The organism is Mesorhizobium sp. ISC25, from assembly GCF_042295465.1.
In the GTDB taxonomy this organism is placed as follows: domain Bacteria; phylum Pseudomonadota; class Alphaproteobacteria; order Rhizobiales; family Rhizobiaceae; genus Mesorhizobium.
In genome coordinates this window covers 5,677,737-5,695,134 of sequence record NZ_CP135441.1, presented here as the reverse complement: position 1 = coordinate 5,695,134, position 17,398 = coordinate 5,677,737, and the positions used below count along the sequence as shown (strand labels likewise).

Sequence of the window (17,398 nt, the reverse complement as noted above, 5' to 3'; positions counted from 1 at the left end):
GACTATGACGACTGCCTCGAAGTCCGCGCCGCTCTCTGTCTGGCGGCCGATCGCGACCGACACTTTCCTCGTCGGTACCCCGCATTACCCGGAGCATGTCGATGAGAGCTATTGGCAGCGCGACGCCGACCGCATGGCAGCCGCGGGCTTCAACGCGGTGCGACTTGCGGAATTCGCCTGGCATATTATCGAGCCGCATGAGGGGACGTTCGACTTCGATTTGTTCGACCGCGCCATAGATGTGCTGGGCAAGGCTGGCATCAAGACCATCATGTGCACGCCGACGGCGACGCCGCCGCGCTGGCTGACGGCGCGTTATCCCGAAGTGTTGCGCGTCGATGCCAATGGCCGCGCCATGAGCCATGGCTCGCGCCAGCACGCCAATCTTGCGAGCGGAGTGTTCCGCGAGCATTCGAAGCGCATCACTGAAGCGATGGCCGAGCATTATCGCGGCAATTCGGACATCATCGGCTGGCAGACGGACAATGAGCTCAATACCTCTGGATCGCTGTCCTACGGTCCGGTGACTCTGGCCGAGTTCCAGGCCTTCCTCAAGGACAAGTACAAGACCATCGTCGCGCTCAACGATGCGTGGGGCGGGCATTTCTGGGCCACCGCCTACGACGATTTCGATCAAGTGGTGCTGCCCCTCGACTACGCCCCTGCCCCGGTCGGGCCGACCCATGTGGTCGACTATCACCGCTTCCTCGCCTTCGTCACGGCGCGGTTCCAGCACGATCAGGTGCTGATCCTGCGCGCCACCAATCCAGACTGGTTCGTCTTCCACAATCTCGGGCGGATCGACGACATCGACTTCCGCGGCGAGTTCTCGACCGATCTCGATTTTCTCGGCTTCGACATCTACCCGCATCTCGATGACGAGATGCAGCGGGTCGGCGGCGTCGGCGAGGTGCAGGCGCTGCGTCTCGACATCTGCCGCGGCCTCACCGGCAACTTCATCGTGCCCGAGCAGCAATCGGGCTTCGGTGCGCAGCCGAACTTCTCGACGCTGACGCCCGAACCCGGCGAGATGCGCCGCATGGCCTATACGTCAGTGGCGCGCGGCGCCGATGGCGTGATGTTCTTCCGCTGGCGGCCGGCGCATTTCGGCGCCGAGATCTATTGGATGGGCATCATCGATCACGACGACATCCCGCGGCGGCGCTATGACGAGGCCAAGCAGTTTGCGGGTGAGGTCACGCCGCTCAAGGACAAGATCCTCGGCACGCATGTGCGCATGGATTTGGGCATCGCCGGATCAGATTTCGACAATCAGGAGATGCACCGCTCCTACCCCATCGGCATGCCGAGCCCGCAGGACGATGCGACGCTGCTGCACCGCTATTGCTACCGCAACAACATCGCCTGCGGCTTCATCCATCCCGAGGATGATCTCAGCAAGCTCAAGGCGCTCTACGTGCCGCATTGGCTGAAATGGACCGATGCGTGGACGGCGCGGATCGAGGCCTTCGCTAAGGCGGGTGGAACGGTAATCCTGGGCGGCCGCACCGGATCACGCGACGTTAACAACCACGTTATCCGCGACACCTCGCCGGGCAAGACGCTCTCGGCGCTGGCCGGGATCACGGTCGAGGAGTTCGGGTTGCTGACGCCGATCGGCGGCGACGGCCTGTTCGAGCATGGCGGCCGCTTCGGCGCCAACACGGTGCGCAAGAAGCTGCCGGCGACGTCGGCGGGCCGCCAATACGAGCTCAAGATCGGGAATGCGCAGGTGACGGCGGCGCATCTTTATGAGCTGCTTAACGTCGCGCCCGGCACGGAGGTTATCGGCAGCTGGGCCAGCCGCTTCGCCGAGGGCCAAGCCGCGATGACTTCGCGCAAAGTCGGCAAGGGCAATGTGATCTACCTCGGCACGTACCTCAGCGATGCTCTGGTCGAGGTGCTGGCCGATCAAGTGCTGGCGCCCGCCGGTATCGTGCCGCTCATCGCCGAAATGCCGGCCGGCGTCGAAGCGACCATCCGCGAGAGCAAGGACCGCCGCCTGCTGTTCATCCTCAACACGCTAGGCGAGCCGGCAGACGTGCCGAATGTTCCAAAGGGCACCGATCTGCTCGGCGACGCGCAGGTGAAGGCAGGCCGCATGAGGCTCCCCGCCTATGGCTGCAGCATCATCGAACTCGATTAGGATGCTTGGGCGCGACTGACCGAAGTAGGGGACGACACGACGGAGTTGGATCGGAGTGCCTCGTACGGAACGGAGTTGCCCAGTTCTCGACGGCCGCTTTGGGCCAAACCCGGACATCATCCCGCACGAGCCGAATGTCTGCTTTCGGGAACCGACGAAGGAGACCTCAATGGCCGACATTAGGCGCAGTCCCGACGTCCAACTTGCGAACCGCCGGACCGGCCCGAGAACTCCCAACGGCGCGCTTGAGATCACCCGAGCGCGGCTCTACTAGTCCGAAAACCTCACGCTCACGCCGTGCTGCCGAAAATAGGCCTGCATCAACTTGCGCCCCGAGCGGTTGTTCTGCGCCAACTTGGTCGGATCGAACACCGCCTGTTTTATCCCTTCTCGTGTCAGCGCTGCTTTAAGCGTCGCGATATGTGCGTCGATGTCGGCATTGTCCGCCCGGAGGGAGGCATAGATACTTTCGGTCGCCTGGGCCATGGTCGGTTCGCTCACAGGTGTCGTCCTTTGGTTGGTTGAGCGGCGGCTTACCACAGATTCGCGGCTCCGCCGATACCGATGAGACCGTCAATCGTCTCTACCGGCATAGCAGGTTCCTGGCGCGACCCGACACCCAGTTGGTCGCTGGAGATGTCTGCTTTCTGGCAACCGCAAAATTGGACTCTAGGTCCAAGTCGCGGCGCTAACCCGCCGCGCCGCTTCCCCACGGGCCATGGAAAGCGCCCTGCCCGTCGATGCGCTCGAAGCCGTGCGCGCCGAAGAAATCGCGCTGCGCCTGGATCAGGTTCGAGGTGCCGCGGCCCTGCCGGTAACTGTCGAAATAGGCAAGTGCGGATGACAGGGCCGGCACCGGAGACCCGGCTTCGGCCGCCCTTGCCACGACACGGCGAAGCGACGGCTGTGCCTCCTGCATCAACGAGACGAAAGCCGGCGCCATCAGCAGGTTGGTGGCTGTGCCGCCGGCGCCGAAGGCCTCCGCCATCGTATCCAGCAATTGCGAGCGGATGATGCAGCCGGCTCGCCAGATCTTGGCGATGACCGGCATCGGCAGGTTCCAGTTGAATTCCTTCGACGCGCCGCTCATCACCGCGAAGCCTTGCGCGTAGGCGGCGATCTTGCCGGCAAACAGCGCCAGTTCGAGATCGCCGAGCAGGGCGTCCCTATCTCCGGAAATCTTGCTCACGCCGCCGCCATAAACCTTTTCGGCGGCAAGCCGCTCGTCCTTGATCGACGACAGCACGCGGGCCGCCACAGCCGCCTCGATCGCGGTGGCCGGGATGCCGAGCTGCTGCGCCTCGATCACCGACCATTTGCCGGTGCCTTTCTGGCCGGCGCGGTCGAGGATGATGTCGACCACCGGTTTGCCGGTCTTGGGGTCGTCGGCAGCCAGCACCTTGGCGGTGATCTCGATCAGGTACGAGTTGAGCCTGCCCGTGTTCCACTGGGAAAACACCTCAGCGACTTCTTTCGGCCCCATGCCAAGCCCGTCGCGCAATATGCCGTAGATCTCGGCGATCATCTGCATGTCGGCATATTCGATGCCGTTGTGGATGGTCTTGACGAAATGGCCGGCGCCGTCGGTGCCAAGCCACGCCGCGCAAGGCTCGCCCTTGAACTTGGCCGAGATCGCGGTCAGCACCTTTTCGACGCGCTTCCAGGACTCTTCGGTGCCGCCGACCATGATAGAGGGACCGTGGCGGGCGCCCTCCTCGCCGCCGGACACGCCCATGCCGATGAAGGTCAGGCCCGAATCGGCAAGCTCCGAGAAGCGCCGCATCGTATCGCGGAAATTGGCATTGCCGGCGTCGATGACGATGTCGTTGGCCGACAGCACGCCGCGCAATGCCGCGATCTGCTCGTCGACCGGCTTGCCGGCCAGCACCATCATGATGATCGGCCGCGGCGGCCGGATCGCGGCGGCCAGTTCCTCGAGGCTGTAGCAGGGCACCACCCTATCCCTGAGCGCGCCGGCATTTTCGACAAAGGCATCGGTGCGCGCCGCGGTGCGGTTGAAGACCGCGATGCGGTGGCCCTTCTCGGCGATGTTGAGCGCCAGGTTGGAGCCCATCGTGCCAAGGCCGATCAGGCCGATTTCGGCTTTTTCCATTGTTTCTTCCCTGCTTTCGGATCTTGTTGCTTTGAGCCGCGATTGGGTTGGATGCCCATTCTTGATGACGATGATTGACGGGCCTTCAAGGCGGCGTCAACCGTCTCGCCGAATTGTGTTGCGCAGACCAGCGCCGTCTTCATGGCCGGATGTCGATCGGCGCCTCTATCTTCACCATCTCGAAATCCGAGACCAGGATATCGAGCCGTGCCGTCCACCGGCCGGCGACCGGAATGACGAGATCGTCGACGCGCCAGGTGCCGTCGCCGGGATTCGTCGCCGGGCGTTTGATGGGCTCGATGCCGGAATCGGGCTTTGACAGCACCAGCGTCACCTGCTTGGCGTCGAGCGGGCCGAAATCGCCGGTCATGATGAAAATCGAAGCGGCAACAGGCCCGGCATGGCCGGGCGCAATGCTGAGATCGGCCATCGCTTGCAGCGTGTGGATATGCACCGATGCCGGCTGTGCCGCGGCGATCGCCAGCGCGCGCGGCGGCGGCGTGAAGCGCCAGCCGGCGGCAACGCCGAAGATCGCCAGCACGATCAGCACCTCGATGCCGATCGAGCGGGCCAGCCGCCGCTGGACTTCCGTCTTTCCCGCCTCGGCCGGGACCGTGAGCTTGAAGCGGTTGACCGCGGCGAGCGTGAACAGAAAGACGAGCAGCACCAGCTTGAGCAGCAGCAGCCGGCCGTAGGCGGTATGGACCAGCGCCGACGGCGTTTGCACCTGGATGACGGCGAGCACGATGCCGGCTGCCGCAAGCACGGCCACGACGAACAGGATCGCTCGCGAAAACCGGCGCAGCAACGGCCCGGCTTCGGCCGGCTGCCGTTTCAAGGCTAGACCGAGCGGCATCAGCGCGCCGGCCCAGACAGCAATGCCGACGCCGTGCAGAAACACCATCGGCCTTGTCAGCCATTGCGGCTCGGCGGCACTGGCATGCCCGCTGGCGGCAAGTGCAGCGCCGACGCCGACCAGTCCGACCAAGGCGAGCGGCCTGGCGTCGGCGGGCGGCACGACCAGCGACAACAGGCCAAGGCCGAGCGCCATCAGCGCGATCAGCACCGTCCAGCCAAAGCTGGTGCCGAGCGCGGTCTGCCAGATGACCGGCTGCGCCAGCCGGGCGAGCGGCGCACCGAGTGCATCCAGCCCCTGGAAACCGAGCGACAAGAGTGCGGCGGCCAGCCCGCACAGAATCGCGGCGACGACAAGGTTCCGGCCGGATCGGCCGCCTTGCGCCAGCCAAGCCTGCGCAAAGGCACCACCGACCCCGAAAAACAGGCCGATGTATAGAAAAACCTTGCCGATCCAGATCGCCGTTCGAAGCCCCCGGTCGACGGCTTCGGCAACGGTCGGCGCAGCACTCGGTGCACCGACCGAGAACAGCACCGAGCCGCCGACCGGATGCCCGTCGGCGGAGATTACCCGCCAGCTCAGCACATGTGTGCCCGACGTGAGCGCATGCGGATTGTCGATCTCGACGGTCTGGCCGCTGAGCCGAAAGGACGTCAGCGGAACCGCCGTGCCGTCGGGCCGCACCAGCGTCAGCACCAGCGGCGAAACCGGCTCGCTGAAGGTCAGCGACATCTGCGACGGGCTCTGCGCCAGCACCGCACCGTCAGCCGGCTCGGCCTTGATCAGCGCCGCATGGGCGAGGGCCAGATCAGGCATGGCAATTGCGGCGAGCAGCACGATGGCGGCCAGCAGGCCAGCCACAAGCCGGCCAGAATAGTTGCCGGCCATGCAAGCTTGCCGCAGGAAGGATGCCGCGCTCATCTCACCGCCAAGAGCAGCGGCGCGCTCATCCGCCAAAGCGCGCCGCTGGAGCTCACTTCTGCGGCAGCAGCTTGAGGCCGGGCGCCGGAAATTCCAGCGCGTCCTCAGCCTGCCCGGCCGCCGGAATCTCGATCCAGCGATCGGCAACGCCGTCACATTCCTGCACCACCGGAAAATGCAGCATCTGGCCTGCCGGCAGGTCGGACGCCAGCGTCGCGCGAAAGACGAATTCGTCGTAGAACTCGTCCGGCAGGCTGCCGGCGCTCCAGTCGATCTCCTTGACGCCGCTGGTCACTGCCTGGCCGTAGAGCTGGTAGGACTTCTCGTATTTGCCGTTCTTGACCTGCAGCGTCCAACCCGGCTTCGGCATCGGTTTGACCGAGAGCACCCCTTCCGGGATCTGCACGCGCAGCGCGGTCGTCGGCTTGCCCTCGCAGCCATGCGGCACCCGAAGAACCGCCTTGTAGGTCGAGCCCACCACCGCCTCCGGCGTTTCGAGCGTGATGTGGGCAAAGGCCGCGCTGGTCCCGAGGACAAGAAGCACGCAGCCGGGCAAAAGAGATTTCTTCATGATGCTACCTCTCGAAGCGGCCAAGTCAGTCGTCGTCCTGGGGCGCCGCGCTGCCGATGCCTTGCACGGCGAATTCAATCTGAACGGGCCCGGCTTTTTCGAAGGTCAGCGTGGCGGAGAACATTTCGCCCTCCTTGGGCTGCCGCTTCAGATCCATGAACATCAAATGATAGCCGTTGGGCGCCAGCGCGACCTTGCCGCCAGCCGGGATTTCGAGGCCGCCGGTGACCGGCCGCATGGTCATGACGCCATTGCTGACGCCCATCTGGTGCAGTTCGGCCTTGGCCGAAATGTCGGAGGTGATCGACAGCAGGCGATCCGGCGCACTGCCGGTGTTGGTGATGGTGAAGTAGCCGCCGGCTACCTTGGCACCGGCTGGCGTGGCACGCGACCAGGGGTGCCCGATCTCGAGATCGCCAAGCTTGAACTCATGTGCCAACACCATCTGGGCGCTGGCGAACAGGAGGGCAAGAACGCAAAGGGTGACGCCGAGACGCTGCTCGAAAATACCCAGTGAGGAGCGCCTGCGGCTGGATGCGGCAGCGCGAAAAGAGTGAGACATGATTGCTCCGTGGACTTTAGGGGATCGCGCCGATGGCCGGTCGCGAACGATGTCGATAAACGCGCCGGCAAACCGTTGCGCGGCGCGAACCGGAACGGATCAGGCCGTCGCCGGTGGTGCGCGCGGATTGGACGGAGTGCGGGCGCGGGCGAAATCGCGATGCCGGAAGGCTGGCAGGAAAAAGGCGATGGTTTCGACGGAGGGGCTGCGAGACAGGCTCCCGGCGGCATCGGGCGGCACGTAGACCGCCGAAACCAGATTGCAGCCAAGCATGCAGCAAGCCGGCATGTGCTGCTGATGCGGATCGCCGGCGGGGAGTTGCGCCGCACCGTCATGGGTGCAGATCGTGTTGCCGAAAGCATCGAATTGCGAGGCGTTCGGCTCGACGCCGGAAGCAAACGCGCCGAACATCGACTGGAGCACGAAAAGCCACGCCGCGGCGAACGCGACCGGCATGCTCCATCGTCTCCGGCGTATGGTCAAGAACCAGCCTCTTCACGCAGCAACGTCAGCTCTCTAGCACGGAGACGGCGGCCGGAAAATCGCCAAAACGTTGCTGCGGCAACGCAACACAATCACGCGCGTTGCGGCTGCCTGCCCTCGGGAATGGACGTCAGCAGCGTGTGGCGGGCCGATTTCAGGTGCTTGCGGCAGGCGGCGTCGACCTTGGCGAGATCGCGCGATTTGAGCGCGGCGATATAGGCGAGATGCTCCTGGACCGCGACTTGGTTGCGCTCGCGCTCCTGCGCCTTGTTCCACTGGTAATGATAGTGGAAGATCATGGCGATGACATCGTAGAAATCGACGATGAAGCGGTTGTGCGACGCCCGGTGGATCAGCCGGTGAAAGCGCTCGTCAAGCTCGGAGAATTCGTTGAAACGCACGGCGATCTCGCGCGCCAGCCGGTGATGCTCGTCTTCCAGACGGTCGAGGTCGGCCCACACCGGGCTGTCCTCGGGCAGAGCGGCAAAGGCTGCGGCCGAGCGCAGTTCGAACATCTCACGGATTTCGGTCAGCTCCAGCGCGAAGGCGCGGGTGAAGCCTTTCAGCACCCAATGGCTGTTGCGGCGCTTCTCGATCAGCCCAAAGCGCGAGAAGCGGATCAGGAATTCGCGCACGCTGGTGGTGCCGACGCCGATCTCGCGCGCCAGTTCGAGCTCGTTGATCTGCATTCCGGCCTCGGCACCGCTGGCAAGCAGCCGCCGCATGAAGGAGCGCTCAATGATCTCGGCCAGCGTGTCGGTTTCTTCCTCGGGGAAGAAATCGTCCGGCCGCGGTTCGCGCAGAACCGTCTTGCTGCGCTTGTTCCAGTCGATCAGCCCGGTCTCTTCCATGCGCGCAAGGATGGTGCGGACCGTCGTGCGGCTGACGCCGAGCAGCGTGCCCAGCTCCGGCTCCGAAGGCAGGCTCCTGGTTTCGTCGAGCAGCCTCAGACCGCGATTATAGGCATCCTTGTAAACGTTGTTGCTCTTCGACATCCCCTGCCCCGTGGCGCGCCGCCGTTTGCGTCCGATGTGAAGCGTTTCTCGCGCATGAAACCGGTACCGCTTCGGAAAACATCATGCGCAACGCTAGTTTTGGTTGTAGAGCCTACTTCACGCATCCAAAAGAAGCGTCGCGCTCTGGCGAAAAAACAATTGACGCATAAATGTTTTTTCACGATAAAAGACATTATATGTTAAGAGCCGCGTGTCAATCCGCTCGCGCACCCAGGAACACACCCAGGAAGCTCCCGTGAACGCCGCAAACAGCATTCTTCTGTCTCCCGCTGACAATGTCGCGGTCGCCAATGGCCGCATCGAGATCGGCACCGTGCTGCCGGGCGGCGCCGTCGCCGCCGCGCTGATCGAGCCGGGCCACAAAGTGGCGATCAAGCCGATTGCGGCCGGCGAAGCCGTGGTCAAATACGCCCAGGCGATCGGCCGCGCCACGCAGGACATCGCGCCCGGCGAGCATGTCCATTCGCACAATCTGGTCTTCGAAAGCGGGCGTTTGCCGGTGGTGCCGCCGAGCGAGGCAGTGCATGCGACCGGGGCCGACCGCGCCCGCACCTTCATGGGCTACCGCCGCGCCGACGGCCGCGCCGGCACGCGCAACTTCGTCGGCATTCTCGCCAGCGTCAACTGCTCGGCCACCGTCTGCCACGCCATCGCCGACGCCGCGAACCGCACGCTTCTGCCGCAATATCCCGGCATCGACGGCTTCGTCCCGATCGTCCACGGCCAGGGCTGCGGCATGAGCGCCACCGGCGACGGCATGATGGTGCTGCACCGCACGCTGGCCGGCTACGCCCGTCATCCGAATTTCGGCGGTGTGCTGATGGTCGGGCTCGGCTGCGAGGTCAACCAGCTCACCCTCTATGGCCAGAAGGGCGTTGCCGCGGGAAAACGCCATTTCAATATCCAGGAAGCCGGCGGCTCGCGCAAATCGGTCGAGAAAGCACTGGTCGTGCTGGCCGAGATTGCCGAAGAGGTCGGCAAGCTTCAGCGTGAGCCGATCCCGGTCAGCGAGATCGTCGTCGGCCTGCAATGCGGCGGCTCCGACGGCATGTCCGGCATCACCGCCAATCCGGCGCTGGGTGCCGCGGTCGACATCCTGGCCGGCGTCGGCGGCATCGGCATCCTCTCCGAAACGACGGAGATCTACGGCGCCGAGCACCTGCTCGCCTATCGCGCCGCAACTCCCGAGATCGCCGCCAAGCTCGACGGTTATGTGAAATGGTGGGAAGACCACGTCGCCAAGCATGGCGCATCCATCGACAACAATCCCTCACCGGGCAACAAGCGCGGCGGCCTGACCACCATCTTGGAAAAGTCGCTCGGCGCGGTCGCCAAGGGCGGCCAGACGCCGCTCAACGGCGTCTTCGGCTATGCCGAAAAGGTCACCGGGCACGGGCTGGTGTTCATGGACACGCCCGGCTACGACCCGGTCTCGGCCACCGGCCAGGTGGCGGGCGGCGCCAACGTAATCGTCTTCACCACCGGCCGCGGCTCCTGCTTCGGCTGCCGGCCGACGCCGTCGATCAAGGTCGCCAGCAACTCGACCATGTACCACACCATGGAAGAGGACATGGACGTGAATTGCGGCGTCATCGCCTCGGGCGAAAAGACCATCGCCGGCATGGGCCGCGAGATCTTCGAGCTGATCGTCGAGACGGCTTCGGGCCGCAAGACCAAGAGTGAGGAATTCGGCTACGGCGACAACGAGTTCGTGCCGTGGCACCTCGGAGCGACGCTCTAAGCCAGTCGCAAACACCTGACGTGATCGCCAGGTGTCACAGTTCGTACGCCCCAAAAAAGAATGAACATTCCATATTGACTGAGCGATGGAATTAATATTCCATGCGACATATTGGAGGAGATTGGCAGCGGAGTTCCGAGGGAGCAAGCTTTCCCACCCAGCCATTCGAAGCGGCCATCAAACAGCGCTTGCGCCGACCGAGATGATGCACTATCAAAATGCGGTAAATGTTTTTTATTGATAAAGTTCCGTTTGGGCCGCGCCATCCGAATGGAGCTTCCGTAACATTCACCGGGCGACTTAGGGAGGACTCCTAATGAAATTCGTGACCAGCATTCTCAATCGCCGCGCCTTCGTGGCACTCACGGCCGCCTCGATGCTTGCCGGCGTGATGCATTCGGCGCCGGCATCCGCGGCTGACGCGACCATTCCGATCATCGTCAAGGATACTACGTCCTTCTACTGGCAGATCGTTCTGGCCGGCGCCCGTAAGGCCGGCAAGGATCTCGGCGTCAACGTGCCGGAACTCGGCGCCCAGGCCGAGACCGACGTCAACGGCCAGATTTCGATCCTCGAAAATGCCGTCGCCGGCAACCCGGCCGCCGTCGTCATCGCGCCGACCGAAGCCAAGGCGCTCGGCAAGCCGATCGACGAGGCCGCCACCAAGGTCAAGATCATCGGTATCGACTCCGGTGCCGACTCCAAGGCCTTCACCTCGTTCCTGACCACCGACAACATCCAGGGCGGCCGCGTCGCCGCTGACGGCCTTGCCGCAGCCATCGGCGAAGCCAATGGCGGCAAGGTCGAGGGCGACGTCGCCCTGATCACTGCGCTTCCGGGCGCCGGCTCGCTCGAACAGCGCGCCCAGGGTTTTAAGGAACAGCTCGCCGCCAAATATCCCGGCCTCAAGCTGGTCGCCGACAAATACGCCGACGGCCAGGCCACCACCGGCCTCAACATCGCCACCGACCTGATCACCGCCAACCCCAACCTCAAGGGCATCTTCGCCTCCAACCTGATCATGGCGCAGGGCGTCGGTCAGGCGATCGCCGAGAACAGCCTCGCAGGCAAGGTCGGGCTGGTCGGCTTCGACAGCGACGAGAAGCTGATCAAATTCCTCAACGACGGCGTCATTTCGGCTCTCGTCGTCCAGGATCCGTACCGGATGGGCTATGACGGCATCAAGACGGCGCTCGCCGCCTCGAAAGGCGAGAAGGTCGAGGCCAATGTCGACACCGGCGCCAATTTGGTCACCAAGGCCAACATGAAGGACCCGAAGATCGACGCGCTGCTCAACCCCAAGCTCGACTGAGCATAGCCGCAAGTGAATTGTTTCCGGGGCCTTTCGCCCCGGAAACATCCCGCTCGTGCCAATCGCGAGGCCAATCTTTAGGGGCCAATCTGGGAGGATTGTCATGATGTCGACGGCGCAGGAACTTCATCCGGCCCCAACGCTGGAACCGGGCAGGACCATCCTCGAACTCCGCGGGCTGGAAAAGCGCTATCCCGGCACTCACGCGCTGAAGCCGGTTGACCTCGCCTTCAAGGCCGGCGAAATCCATGCCATCGTCGGCGAAAACGGCGCCGGCAAATCCACCCTGATCAAGCTTCTGACCGGCGTCATGCCGCGCACCTCCGGCGACGTCATCTGGGAGGGCAAGCCTGCCGCATTGGCGACGCCGCATGAGGCGATGGCGCTCGGCATCAATGCCGTGCATCAGGAAGTCGTCCTGTGCCGCCATCTCACCGTCGCCGCCAACATGTTCCTCGGCGAGGAGGATGCACGTTTCGGCATCCTGCAGCAGCGGGCGATGGTCAGGCAGGCGCAGAAGATCATCGACGATCTCGGCTTCGACCTGCCGGCGCATGTCATGCTGGGTGACCTGACCATCGGCCAGCAGCAGCTGATCGCCGCCGCCCGCGCCACCGTTCGCGGCACCAAATTCCTGATCTTCGACGAGCCGACCGCCTATCTTACCCGTAAGGAGGCCGACCAGCTGTTCACGCTGATCCGCCGGCTGAAGGGCGAAGGCGTCACCATCATCTACATCAGCCATCGCATGGAAGAAGTGTTCGAGCTCGCCGACCGCGTCTCGGTGCTGCGCGACGGCACGCTGGTCGGCACCAGGAACATTGCCGAGACCAATGACGCCGAGCTGGTCAAGATGATGATCAACCGCTCGATCGAGCAGGTCTACCACAAGGAGCATTTCACCCCGGGCGCGATGCTTGTAGAAACCAGGAACCTGTCCGGCAAGGGTTTCGAAAATGTCTCGATGTCCGTCCGCGCCGGCGAGATCGTCGGCCTCTATGGCCTGATCGGCGCCGGGCGCAGCGAGTTCGTCACCACGCTCTATGGCCGGCACCGCAAATCGGCCGGCCAGATCCTGTGGGAGGGCAAGGAGGTCAAGGTCAATTCCGAACATGACGCGATCAGGCTCGGCATGGCGCTGGCCCCGGAAAGCCGCCGCGACCAGGGCCTCTGCCTCAACCTGCCGGTCGGACTCAACCTCAATCTGCCGATCTACAAGCGCATCTCGAGCAATCTGCTGATCTCCCGCGCGCAGGAAAAGGCGCAAGCCGATCGCCAGATCGCCGACCTGCGCATCAAGACGCCGACGCGCGGCGCGCTGGCCTCCAGCCTGTCCGGCGGCAACCAGCAGAAGATCGTCATCGGCAAATGGCTCGCCCATGGCGCCAAGCTGTTCATCTTCGACGAGCCGACTGTCGGCGTCGATGTCGGCACCAAGGCCGAGATCTACCGCCTGTTCGGCGCGCTGTTATCCAAGGGAGCCGGCATCATCCTGATCTCGTCCTACCTGCCGGAGGTCTATGAGCTCGCCGACACGCTGCACGTGTTCCGGCGCGGCAAGCTGGTGGCCACGCATGGGTTTCGTACCGCTGACCACGAGGAGATCCTCACCCAGGCGCTGGCCGAGAAACAAGAAAAACCGGGAGGACGGATATGAGCACCGAGGCGATCGCTGTCGAAAGGCCGAAACGCAACTACAACGCCCTGTTCGGGCTGACACTGCTGGCGCTGCTGGTTCTTTTGTGGGTCATCCTGTCGGTGGCGACGCCGAGCTTCGCCTCCGCCAACAACATCTCCAACCTGTTGCGGCAAGGGTCGATGATCGCCATCCTGGCGGTCGGCCAGACCTTCGTCATCATCACCGGCGGCATCGACCTTTCCGTCGGCGCCGTGGTTGGCTTCGCCACCGTCATCGTCGCGATGCTGATCAACGCCGGCACACCGGTTTTCCTCGCCATCCTGATCACCTTGCTGGTCGGCGTCGCCATCGGCATGTTCCATGGCTTCGGCATCGTCAAGATGGGCCTGCCACCCTTCATCATCACCCTGGCGACGCTGACCTCGCTGCGCGGCATCGGTCTGTTGATGACCAACGGCAACTCGATCTCGATCAACAACGACGCCTTCCAGACGTTCTCGCGCAGTTCCTTCGTCGGCGTCCCCAATCTGTTCTGGATGGTGATCCTGGTCGGCATCCCGGCCTACATCTTCCTGCACCACAGCCGCTGGGGCCGCTATCTGTTCTCTGTCGGCTCCAACGCCGAGGCGTCGCGTCTGTCGGGCGTCAACGTCCAGCGCACCATCTACATGGCCTACACGCTGTCGGGGCTGTGTGCGGCCTTCGTCGGCGTGCTGCTCGCGTCGCGCATCGGCATCGGCAATCCGACGCAGGCCGAGGGCTGGGAATTGCAGGCGATCGCCTCCTCGGTGATCGGCGGCACCTCGCTGTTCGGCGCTGTCGGCTCGGTGCACGGGCCGCTGCTCGGCGCCTTCATCCTTGCCACCATCAACAACGGCGCCAATCTGCTCAACGTCAACGCCTTCTGGCAGCGCATCATCACCGGCGTGCTGATCATCGTCATCGTCTATTTCGACGGGCTGCGCCGTCGCGGCAAATAGACCGCCTCCCAACAACCGCCGGCCTCGCGACAGCAGAGCCGGCGGTGCCATGAACCGACTGGATTGAAGCATGAAAGCCGTCGTCTGCCGCTCGCCCGGCGAACTTGTCCTCGAAGACCGCCCGGCGCCTGGCGCGCCCCCCGCCGGCTGGGCGCTGGTCGCCGTCAGCCATGTCGGCATCTGCGGCACCGACTATCACATCTTCGAAGGCAAGCACCCGTTCCTCGCCTATCCCCGCGTCATGGGCCACGAGGTTTCCGGCACCGTGATCGAGGTTGGCGAGGACGTCGATCTCGCCGTCGGCGAAGCGGTGATCGTCAATCCCTATCTCGCCTGCGGCAAATGCATCGCCTGCCGGCAAGGCAAGCCGAATTGCTGCGTCAGGATCGAGGTGCTCGGCGTCCACCGCGACGGCGCCATGTGCGAGCAGATCCTGGTGCCGGCGCAAAATCTTTATCCGGCAAACGGCCTGTCGCTGGCCGGATGCCGCCGCCGTCGAATTCCTGGCGATCGGCGCCCATGCCGTGCGGCGCTCGCTGGCTGATCCAGGTGCGCGCACGCTGGTCATCGGCGCCGGCCCGATCGGGCTCGGCACGGCGCTGTTCGCCCGCATCGCCGGGCTAGACGTGACGCTGCTCGACATGAGTGCGGAGAGGCTGGGTTTCGCCGAAAGTGAACTCGGCTTCGCGACCCTTGACGGCTCGCGGGGCGTCGCCGCCGATCTGGTGCGGGAAGCAACCGGCGGCGACGGCTTTGACGTGGTGTTCGACGCCACCGGCAACACCCGGTCGGTGCAGTCGGCTTTCGCCCATGTCGCGCACGGCGGGGCGCTGGTCCTGGTCAGCGTCGTCAAGGACGACATCGCCTTTTCCGATCCCGAATTCCACAAGCGCGAGATGATGCTGATCGGCAGCCGCAACGCCCTGCGTGCCGATTTCGATCATGTCGCCGCCTCGATCCGCAACGGCGCGCTGCCGCTGGCAAAGCTGGTCACCCACCGCACCACGCTTGGCGAGACGCCGCACGACCTCGCCCGCTGGGCGCATGAGAAGTCCGGCCTGATCAAGGCTGTCATTCAGGTCGGATGATGCCAAGGCTGGCGCATCTCAGAGCGCCGACAGTTTGAGCTCGATCCGCTCGGCCGGGAAGCGCGACTCCGAAAACTGTATCGGCTGACCGTCGGGCGTGACGTTGACGGCGACCGTCACCAGCACGATGGCGCCGGGCTGCAGCTCGAGGTCCGCAAGGTCGGCGGCATCCGCATGGCGCGCCGACAGCACGGTCGATTGCCGGAGATAGTCGTCAATGCCGAAACGTGCCAGCGATGCGGTGATCGAACCGGTTTCCGCCATGGCGGCATCGATGCCGGCAAAGCGCCTGGCCTCGAACCAGCCGGCAGCGCGGGACACCGGCACTCCATCGGCTTCGCCGCGCGTTTCCAGGCGTATCACATCGGCCCCCTTCGCAAGGCCTAAGCCCTCTGCGACACGACGGTTGGCCGGCTCTACCGATGACGCGAGCAAGGTGATATGCCGCTCTGACGCCTGTCCTTGCAATCCCTCGGAAAAGCGGGTGCGGGCGCCGATCGGATAGGACAGCCGCCTGCGCGACAGCACGAAGGTGCCGCGCCCCTGCTCTGCCCTGAGCACACCCTCCTGCACCAGCGCTGCGATGGCGCTGCGCACCGTGTGGCGGTTGACGCCATAGCGTCCGGCCAACGCGATCTCCGGCGGCAGCGCGGCATTCTCGGGAAAATCGCCGACGGCGATCGAATGCAGGATCTGGTCGGCGATCTGCCGCCACAGCGCGACACCGCTGCGCCGCTCGATGCTGTTGGCTTGTCCGATCATCTCCCGCCCCAATTCTTTGCGCCGATCTTTTGGCCCGTGTCACGTACACGTCATGGACACGCGCTAAATAATAGATATAATTTGTATAGTTGTCTATATCAATAGACAAATGCACGCAGACGAGGAGCACCGGCCATGCGAGGACAGGAAGCGCGAGAGCAGGCCAAACGCAAGGCCGTGATGGCGACGCTGGCACAATCGGCCGGCGACGACATCGTCCGTCTGTGGGACGAAGCCGGCCTGCCTTCTGAGGCGGAACTTCTGCGTGGCCCCGAAACCGGCCTGGTTACCGTGCGTGGCCGCATTGGCGGCGGCGGCGCGCCCTTCAATGTTGGCGAGGCGACGGTCACCCGCGCCACGGTGCGGCTTGCGTCCGGCCATGTCGGCCACTGCTACGCGCTCGGCCGCGACAAGCAGAAGGCAAGGCTGGCGGCAATCGCCGACGCGCTCTGGCAGGATCCTGCCCACCGCAACGAGGTCGAGACCAGGATCCTCGCGCCCTTGCAAGCGGCACTGGCCAAGGCGCGTGACCAGCGCCGCGCCGAGACGGCGGCGACCAAGGTCGATTTCTTCACGATGGTGCGCGGAGAAGACTGATGGACGCAGCGGTGCAATCGATCGAAGGCGGCTTTGCCGATCCGGTGTTCAACGCCCAGACCGTATTCCGTGCCATCATGGATGCGATGGCGCGGCCGGGCAGCGTGCAGCCGTTGCCGGCGCTCGCCCAGCCGCCAGCGCCGCTATCGGCCACCGCCGGCGCCATTGCGCTGGCGCTGTGCGACAACGACACGCCGCTCTGGCTCGACCTGGTTTTGCAGGGGTCGGCGGCGATGAAATCCTGGCTTGGCTTCCATACCGGCGCGCCGCTGGCCAACACCCCGGCCGACGCGCATTTCGCGCTGATCGCCACGCCGGCCGAGATGATGGCGCTCGACGGCTTTTCGCAAGGCACCCAGGATTATCCCGATCGCTCGACGACGCTGATCCTCGAGGTCGGCGATCTCGTCTCCGGCGCTCCGCTGCTGCTCGAAGGCCCGGGCATCGAGAAGACGGCGACGATCGCGCCGGCGCAAATGCCGCGCCATTTCGTCGAGCAATGGAAGCAGAACAACCAGCGCTTTCCGCGTGGCGTCGACATCATCCTCGCCACGTCCGACGCAATTGCCTGCCTGCCGCGCACGACGCGCATCAAGACGATGGAGGCGTAG

General features: G+C 64.5%; 16 protein-coding genes and 1 pseudogene. 8 read left to right on the top strand and 9 right to left on the bottom strand.

Annotated elements, in window-relative coordinates; genetic code table 11:
• Positions 1 to 4: 4 nt before the first annotated feature.
• Positions 5 to 2,146: a beta-galactosidase gene (locus tag RQ479_RS28055; RefSeq protein ID WP_376703163.1), complete on the top strand. Its 2,142-nt coding sequence runs from the start codon at positions 5 to 7 to the stop codon at positions 2,144 to 2,146.
• A 270-nt stretch (positions 2,147 to 2,416) separates the two neighbouring features.
• Here RQ479_RS28055 and RQ479_RS28050 read toward each other — a convergent pair whose 3' ends face one another.
• The 8 genes from RQ479_RS28050 to RQ479_RS28015 all read right to left on the bottom strand — a co-directional run bounded on the left by RQ479_RS28050 (position 2,417) and on the right by RQ479_RS28015 (position 8,647).
• A complete protein-coding gene (locus RQ479_RS28050) occupies positions 2,417 to 2,632 on the bottom strand; it encodes a hypothetical protein (RefSeq protein ID WP_376706030.1) in 216 nt (71 codons plus the stop codon).
• Between the two features lie 202 nt (positions 2,633 to 2,834).
• Positions 2,835 to 4,259, bottom strand: a complete 1,425-nt coding sequence (gene gndA, locus RQ479_RS28045; RefSeq protein WP_376703162.1) for an NADP-dependent phosphogluconate dehydrogenase — start codon at positions 4,257 to 4,259, stop codon at positions 2,835 to 2,837.
• On the bottom strand, positions 4,235 to 4,402 hold the full coding sequence (locus tag RQ479_RS28040; RefSeq protein WP_376703161.1) for a hypothetical protein: 168 nt from the start codon (positions 4,400 to 4,402) through the stop codon (positions 4,235 to 4,237). The genes gndA and RQ479_RS28040 overlap by 25 nt, the downstream gene beginning before the upstream one ends.
• The gene (locus RQ479_RS28035; RefSeq protein ID WP_376703160.1) at positions 4,399 to 6,036 is read right to left on the bottom strand and encodes a copper resistance CopC/CopD family protein; all 1,638 of its coding nucleotides are present in this window, start codon (positions 6,034 to 6,036) and stop codon (positions 4,399 to 4,401) included. The genes RQ479_RS28040 and RQ479_RS28035 overlap by 4 nt, the downstream gene beginning before the upstream one ends.
• A 52-nt stretch (positions 6,037 to 6,088) precedes the next feature.
• Positions 6,089 to 6,607: a YcnI family protein gene (locus tag RQ479_RS28030; RefSeq protein WP_376703159.1), complete on the bottom strand. Its 519-nt coding sequence runs from the start codon at positions 6,605 to 6,607 to the stop codon at positions 6,089 to 6,091.
• Positions 6,608 to 6,632: 25 nt separating this feature from the next.
• Positions 6,633 to 7,169, bottom strand: a complete 537-nt coding sequence (locus RQ479_RS28025; protein ID WP_352469206.1) for a copper chaperone PCu(A)C — start codon at positions 7,167 to 7,169, stop codon at positions 6,633 to 6,635.
• A gap of 99 nt (positions 7,170 to 7,268) precedes the next feature.
• Positions 7,269 to 7,625 (bottom strand): DUF2946 family protein, encoded by a 357-nt coding sequence (locus RQ479_RS28020; protein WP_352469205.1) that lies wholly within the window; start codon positions 7,623 to 7,625, stop codon positions 7,269 to 7,271.
• A gap of 119 nt (positions 7,626 to 7,744) precedes the next feature.
• The gene (locus tag RQ479_RS28015) at positions 7,745 to 8,647 is read right to left on the bottom strand and encodes an FCD domain-containing protein (protein ID WP_376703158.1); all 903 of its coding nucleotides are present in this window, start codon (positions 8,645 to 8,647) and stop codon (positions 7,745 to 7,747) included.
• A gap of 256 nt (positions 8,648 to 8,903) precedes the next feature.
• Here RQ479_RS28015 and RQ479_RS28010 point away from each other — a divergent pair, with 256 nt between their 5' ends.
• The 5 genes and pseudogenes from RQ479_RS28010 to RQ479_RS27990 all read left to right on the top strand — a co-directional run bounded on the left by RQ479_RS28010 (position 8,904) and on the right by RQ479_RS27990 (position 15,428).
• A complete protein-coding gene (locus RQ479_RS28010) occupies positions 8,904 to 10,409 on the top strand; it encodes a UxaA family hydrolase (protein WP_376703157.1) in 1,506 nt (501 codons plus the stop codon).
• A 316-nt stretch (positions 10,410 to 10,725) separates the two neighbouring features.
• Positions 10,726 to 11,721 carry an ABC transporter substrate-binding protein gene (locus tag RQ479_RS28005; protein ID WP_376703156.1) on the top strand — a complete coding sequence of 332 codons (996 nt, stop codon included), beginning with the start codon at positions 10,726 to 10,728 and terminating at the stop codon, positions 11,719 to 11,721.
• A gap of 103 nt (positions 11,722 to 11,824) precedes the next feature.
• A complete protein-coding gene (locus tag RQ479_RS28000; RefSeq protein ID WP_376703155.1) occupies positions 11,825 to 13,378 on the top strand; it encodes a sugar ABC transporter ATP-binding protein in 1,554 nt (517 codons plus the stop codon).
• Positions 13,375 to 14,340, top strand: a complete 966-nt coding sequence (locus RQ479_RS27995) for an ABC transporter permease (RefSeq protein WP_292664616.1) — start codon at positions 13,375 to 13,377, stop codon at positions 14,338 to 14,340. Before RQ479_RS28000 ends, RQ479_RS27995 begins: the two co-directional genes overlap by 4 nt.
• A gap of 70 nt (positions 14,341 to 14,410) precedes the next feature.
• Positions 14,411 to 15,428, top strand: a pseudogene (locus tag RQ479_RS27990) (zinc-binding alcohol dehydrogenase family protein).
• 18 nt (positions 15,429 to 15,446) lie between these two features.
• Here RQ479_RS27990 and phnF read toward each other — a convergent pair.
• Entirely contained in the window at positions 15,447 to 16,190 is a 744-nt protein-coding gene (gene phnF, locus RQ479_RS27985) for a phosphonate metabolism transcriptional regulator PhnF (RefSeq protein ID WP_376703154.1), read from the bottom strand.
• 135 nt (positions 16,191 to 16,325) lie between these two features.
• Here phnF and phnG point away from each other — a divergent pair, with 135 nt between their 5' ends.
• Positions 16,326 to 16,787, top strand: a complete 462-nt coding sequence (phnG, locus tag RQ479_RS27980) for a phosphonate C-P lyase system protein PhnG (protein ID WP_376703153.1) — start codon at positions 16,326 to 16,328, stop codon at positions 16,785 to 16,787.
• Positions 16,787 to 17,398, top strand: a complete 612-nt coding sequence (gene phnH, locus RQ479_RS27975; RefSeq protein ID WP_376703152.1) for a phosphonate C-P lyase system protein PhnH — start codon at positions 16,787 to 16,789, stop codon at positions 17,396 to 17,398. The genes phnG and phnH overlap by 1 nt, the downstream gene beginning before the upstream one ends.

Bases quoted from the DNA above. Each gene is read 5' to 3' on its own strand.
- RQ479_RS28055 (WP_376703163.1), top strand. From the start codon at position 5: ATGACGACTGCCTCGAAGTCCGCGCCGCTCTCTGTCTGGCGGCCGATC.
- RQ479_RS28050 (WP_376706030.1), bottom strand. From the start codon at position 2,632: ATGGCCCAGGCGACCGAAAGTATCTATGCCTCCCTCCGGGCGGACAAT.
- gndA (WP_376703162.1), bottom strand. From the start codon at position 4,259: ATGGAAAAAGCCGAAATCGGCCTGATCGGCCTTGGCACGATGGGCTCC.
- RQ479_RS28040 (WP_376703161.1), bottom strand. From the start codon at position 4,402: ATGAAGACGGCGCTGGTCTGCGCAACACAATTCGGCGAGACGGTTGAC.
- RQ479_RS28035 (WP_376703160.1), bottom strand. From the start codon at position 6,036: ATGAGCGCGGCATCCTTCCTGCGGCAAGCTTGCATGGCCGGCAACTAT.
- RQ479_RS28030 (WP_376703159.1), bottom strand. From the start codon at position 6,607: ATGAAGAAATCTCTTTTGCCCGGCTGCGTGCTTCTTGTCCTCGGGACC.
- RQ479_RS28025 (WP_352469206.1), bottom strand. From the start codon at position 7,169: ATGTCTCACTCTTTTCGCGCTGCCGCATCCAGCCGCAGGCGCTCCTCA.
- RQ479_RS28020 (WP_352469205.1), bottom strand. From the start codon at position 7,625: ATGCCGGTCGCGTTCGCCGCGGCGTGGCTTTTCGTGCTCCAGTCGATG.
- RQ479_RS28015 (WP_376703158.1), bottom strand. From the start codon at position 8,647: ATGTCGAAGAGCAACAACGTTTACAAGGATGCCTATAATCGCGGTCTG.
- RQ479_RS28005 (WP_376703156.1), top strand. From the start codon at position 10,726: ATGAAATTCGTGACCAGCATTCTCAATCGCCGCGCCTTCGTGGCACTC.
- RQ479_RS28000 (WP_376703155.1), top strand. From the start codon at position 11,825: ATGATGTCGACGGCGCAGGAACTTCATCCGGCCCCAACGCTGGAACCG.
- RQ479_RS27995 (WP_292664616.1), top strand. From the start codon at position 13,375: ATGAGCACCGAGGCGATCGCTGTCGAAAGGCCGAAACGCAACTACAAC.
- phnF (WP_376703154.1), bottom strand. From the start codon at position 16,190: ATGATCGGACAAGCCAACAGCATCGAGCGGCGCAGCGGTGTCGCGCTG.
- phnG (WP_376703153.1), top strand. From the start codon at position 16,326: ATGCGAGGACAGGAAGCGCGAGAGCAGGCCAAACGCAAGGCCGTGATG.
- phnH (WP_376703152.1), top strand. From the start codon at position 16,787: ATGGACGCAGCGGTGCAATCGATCGAAGGCGGCTTTGCCGATCCGGTG.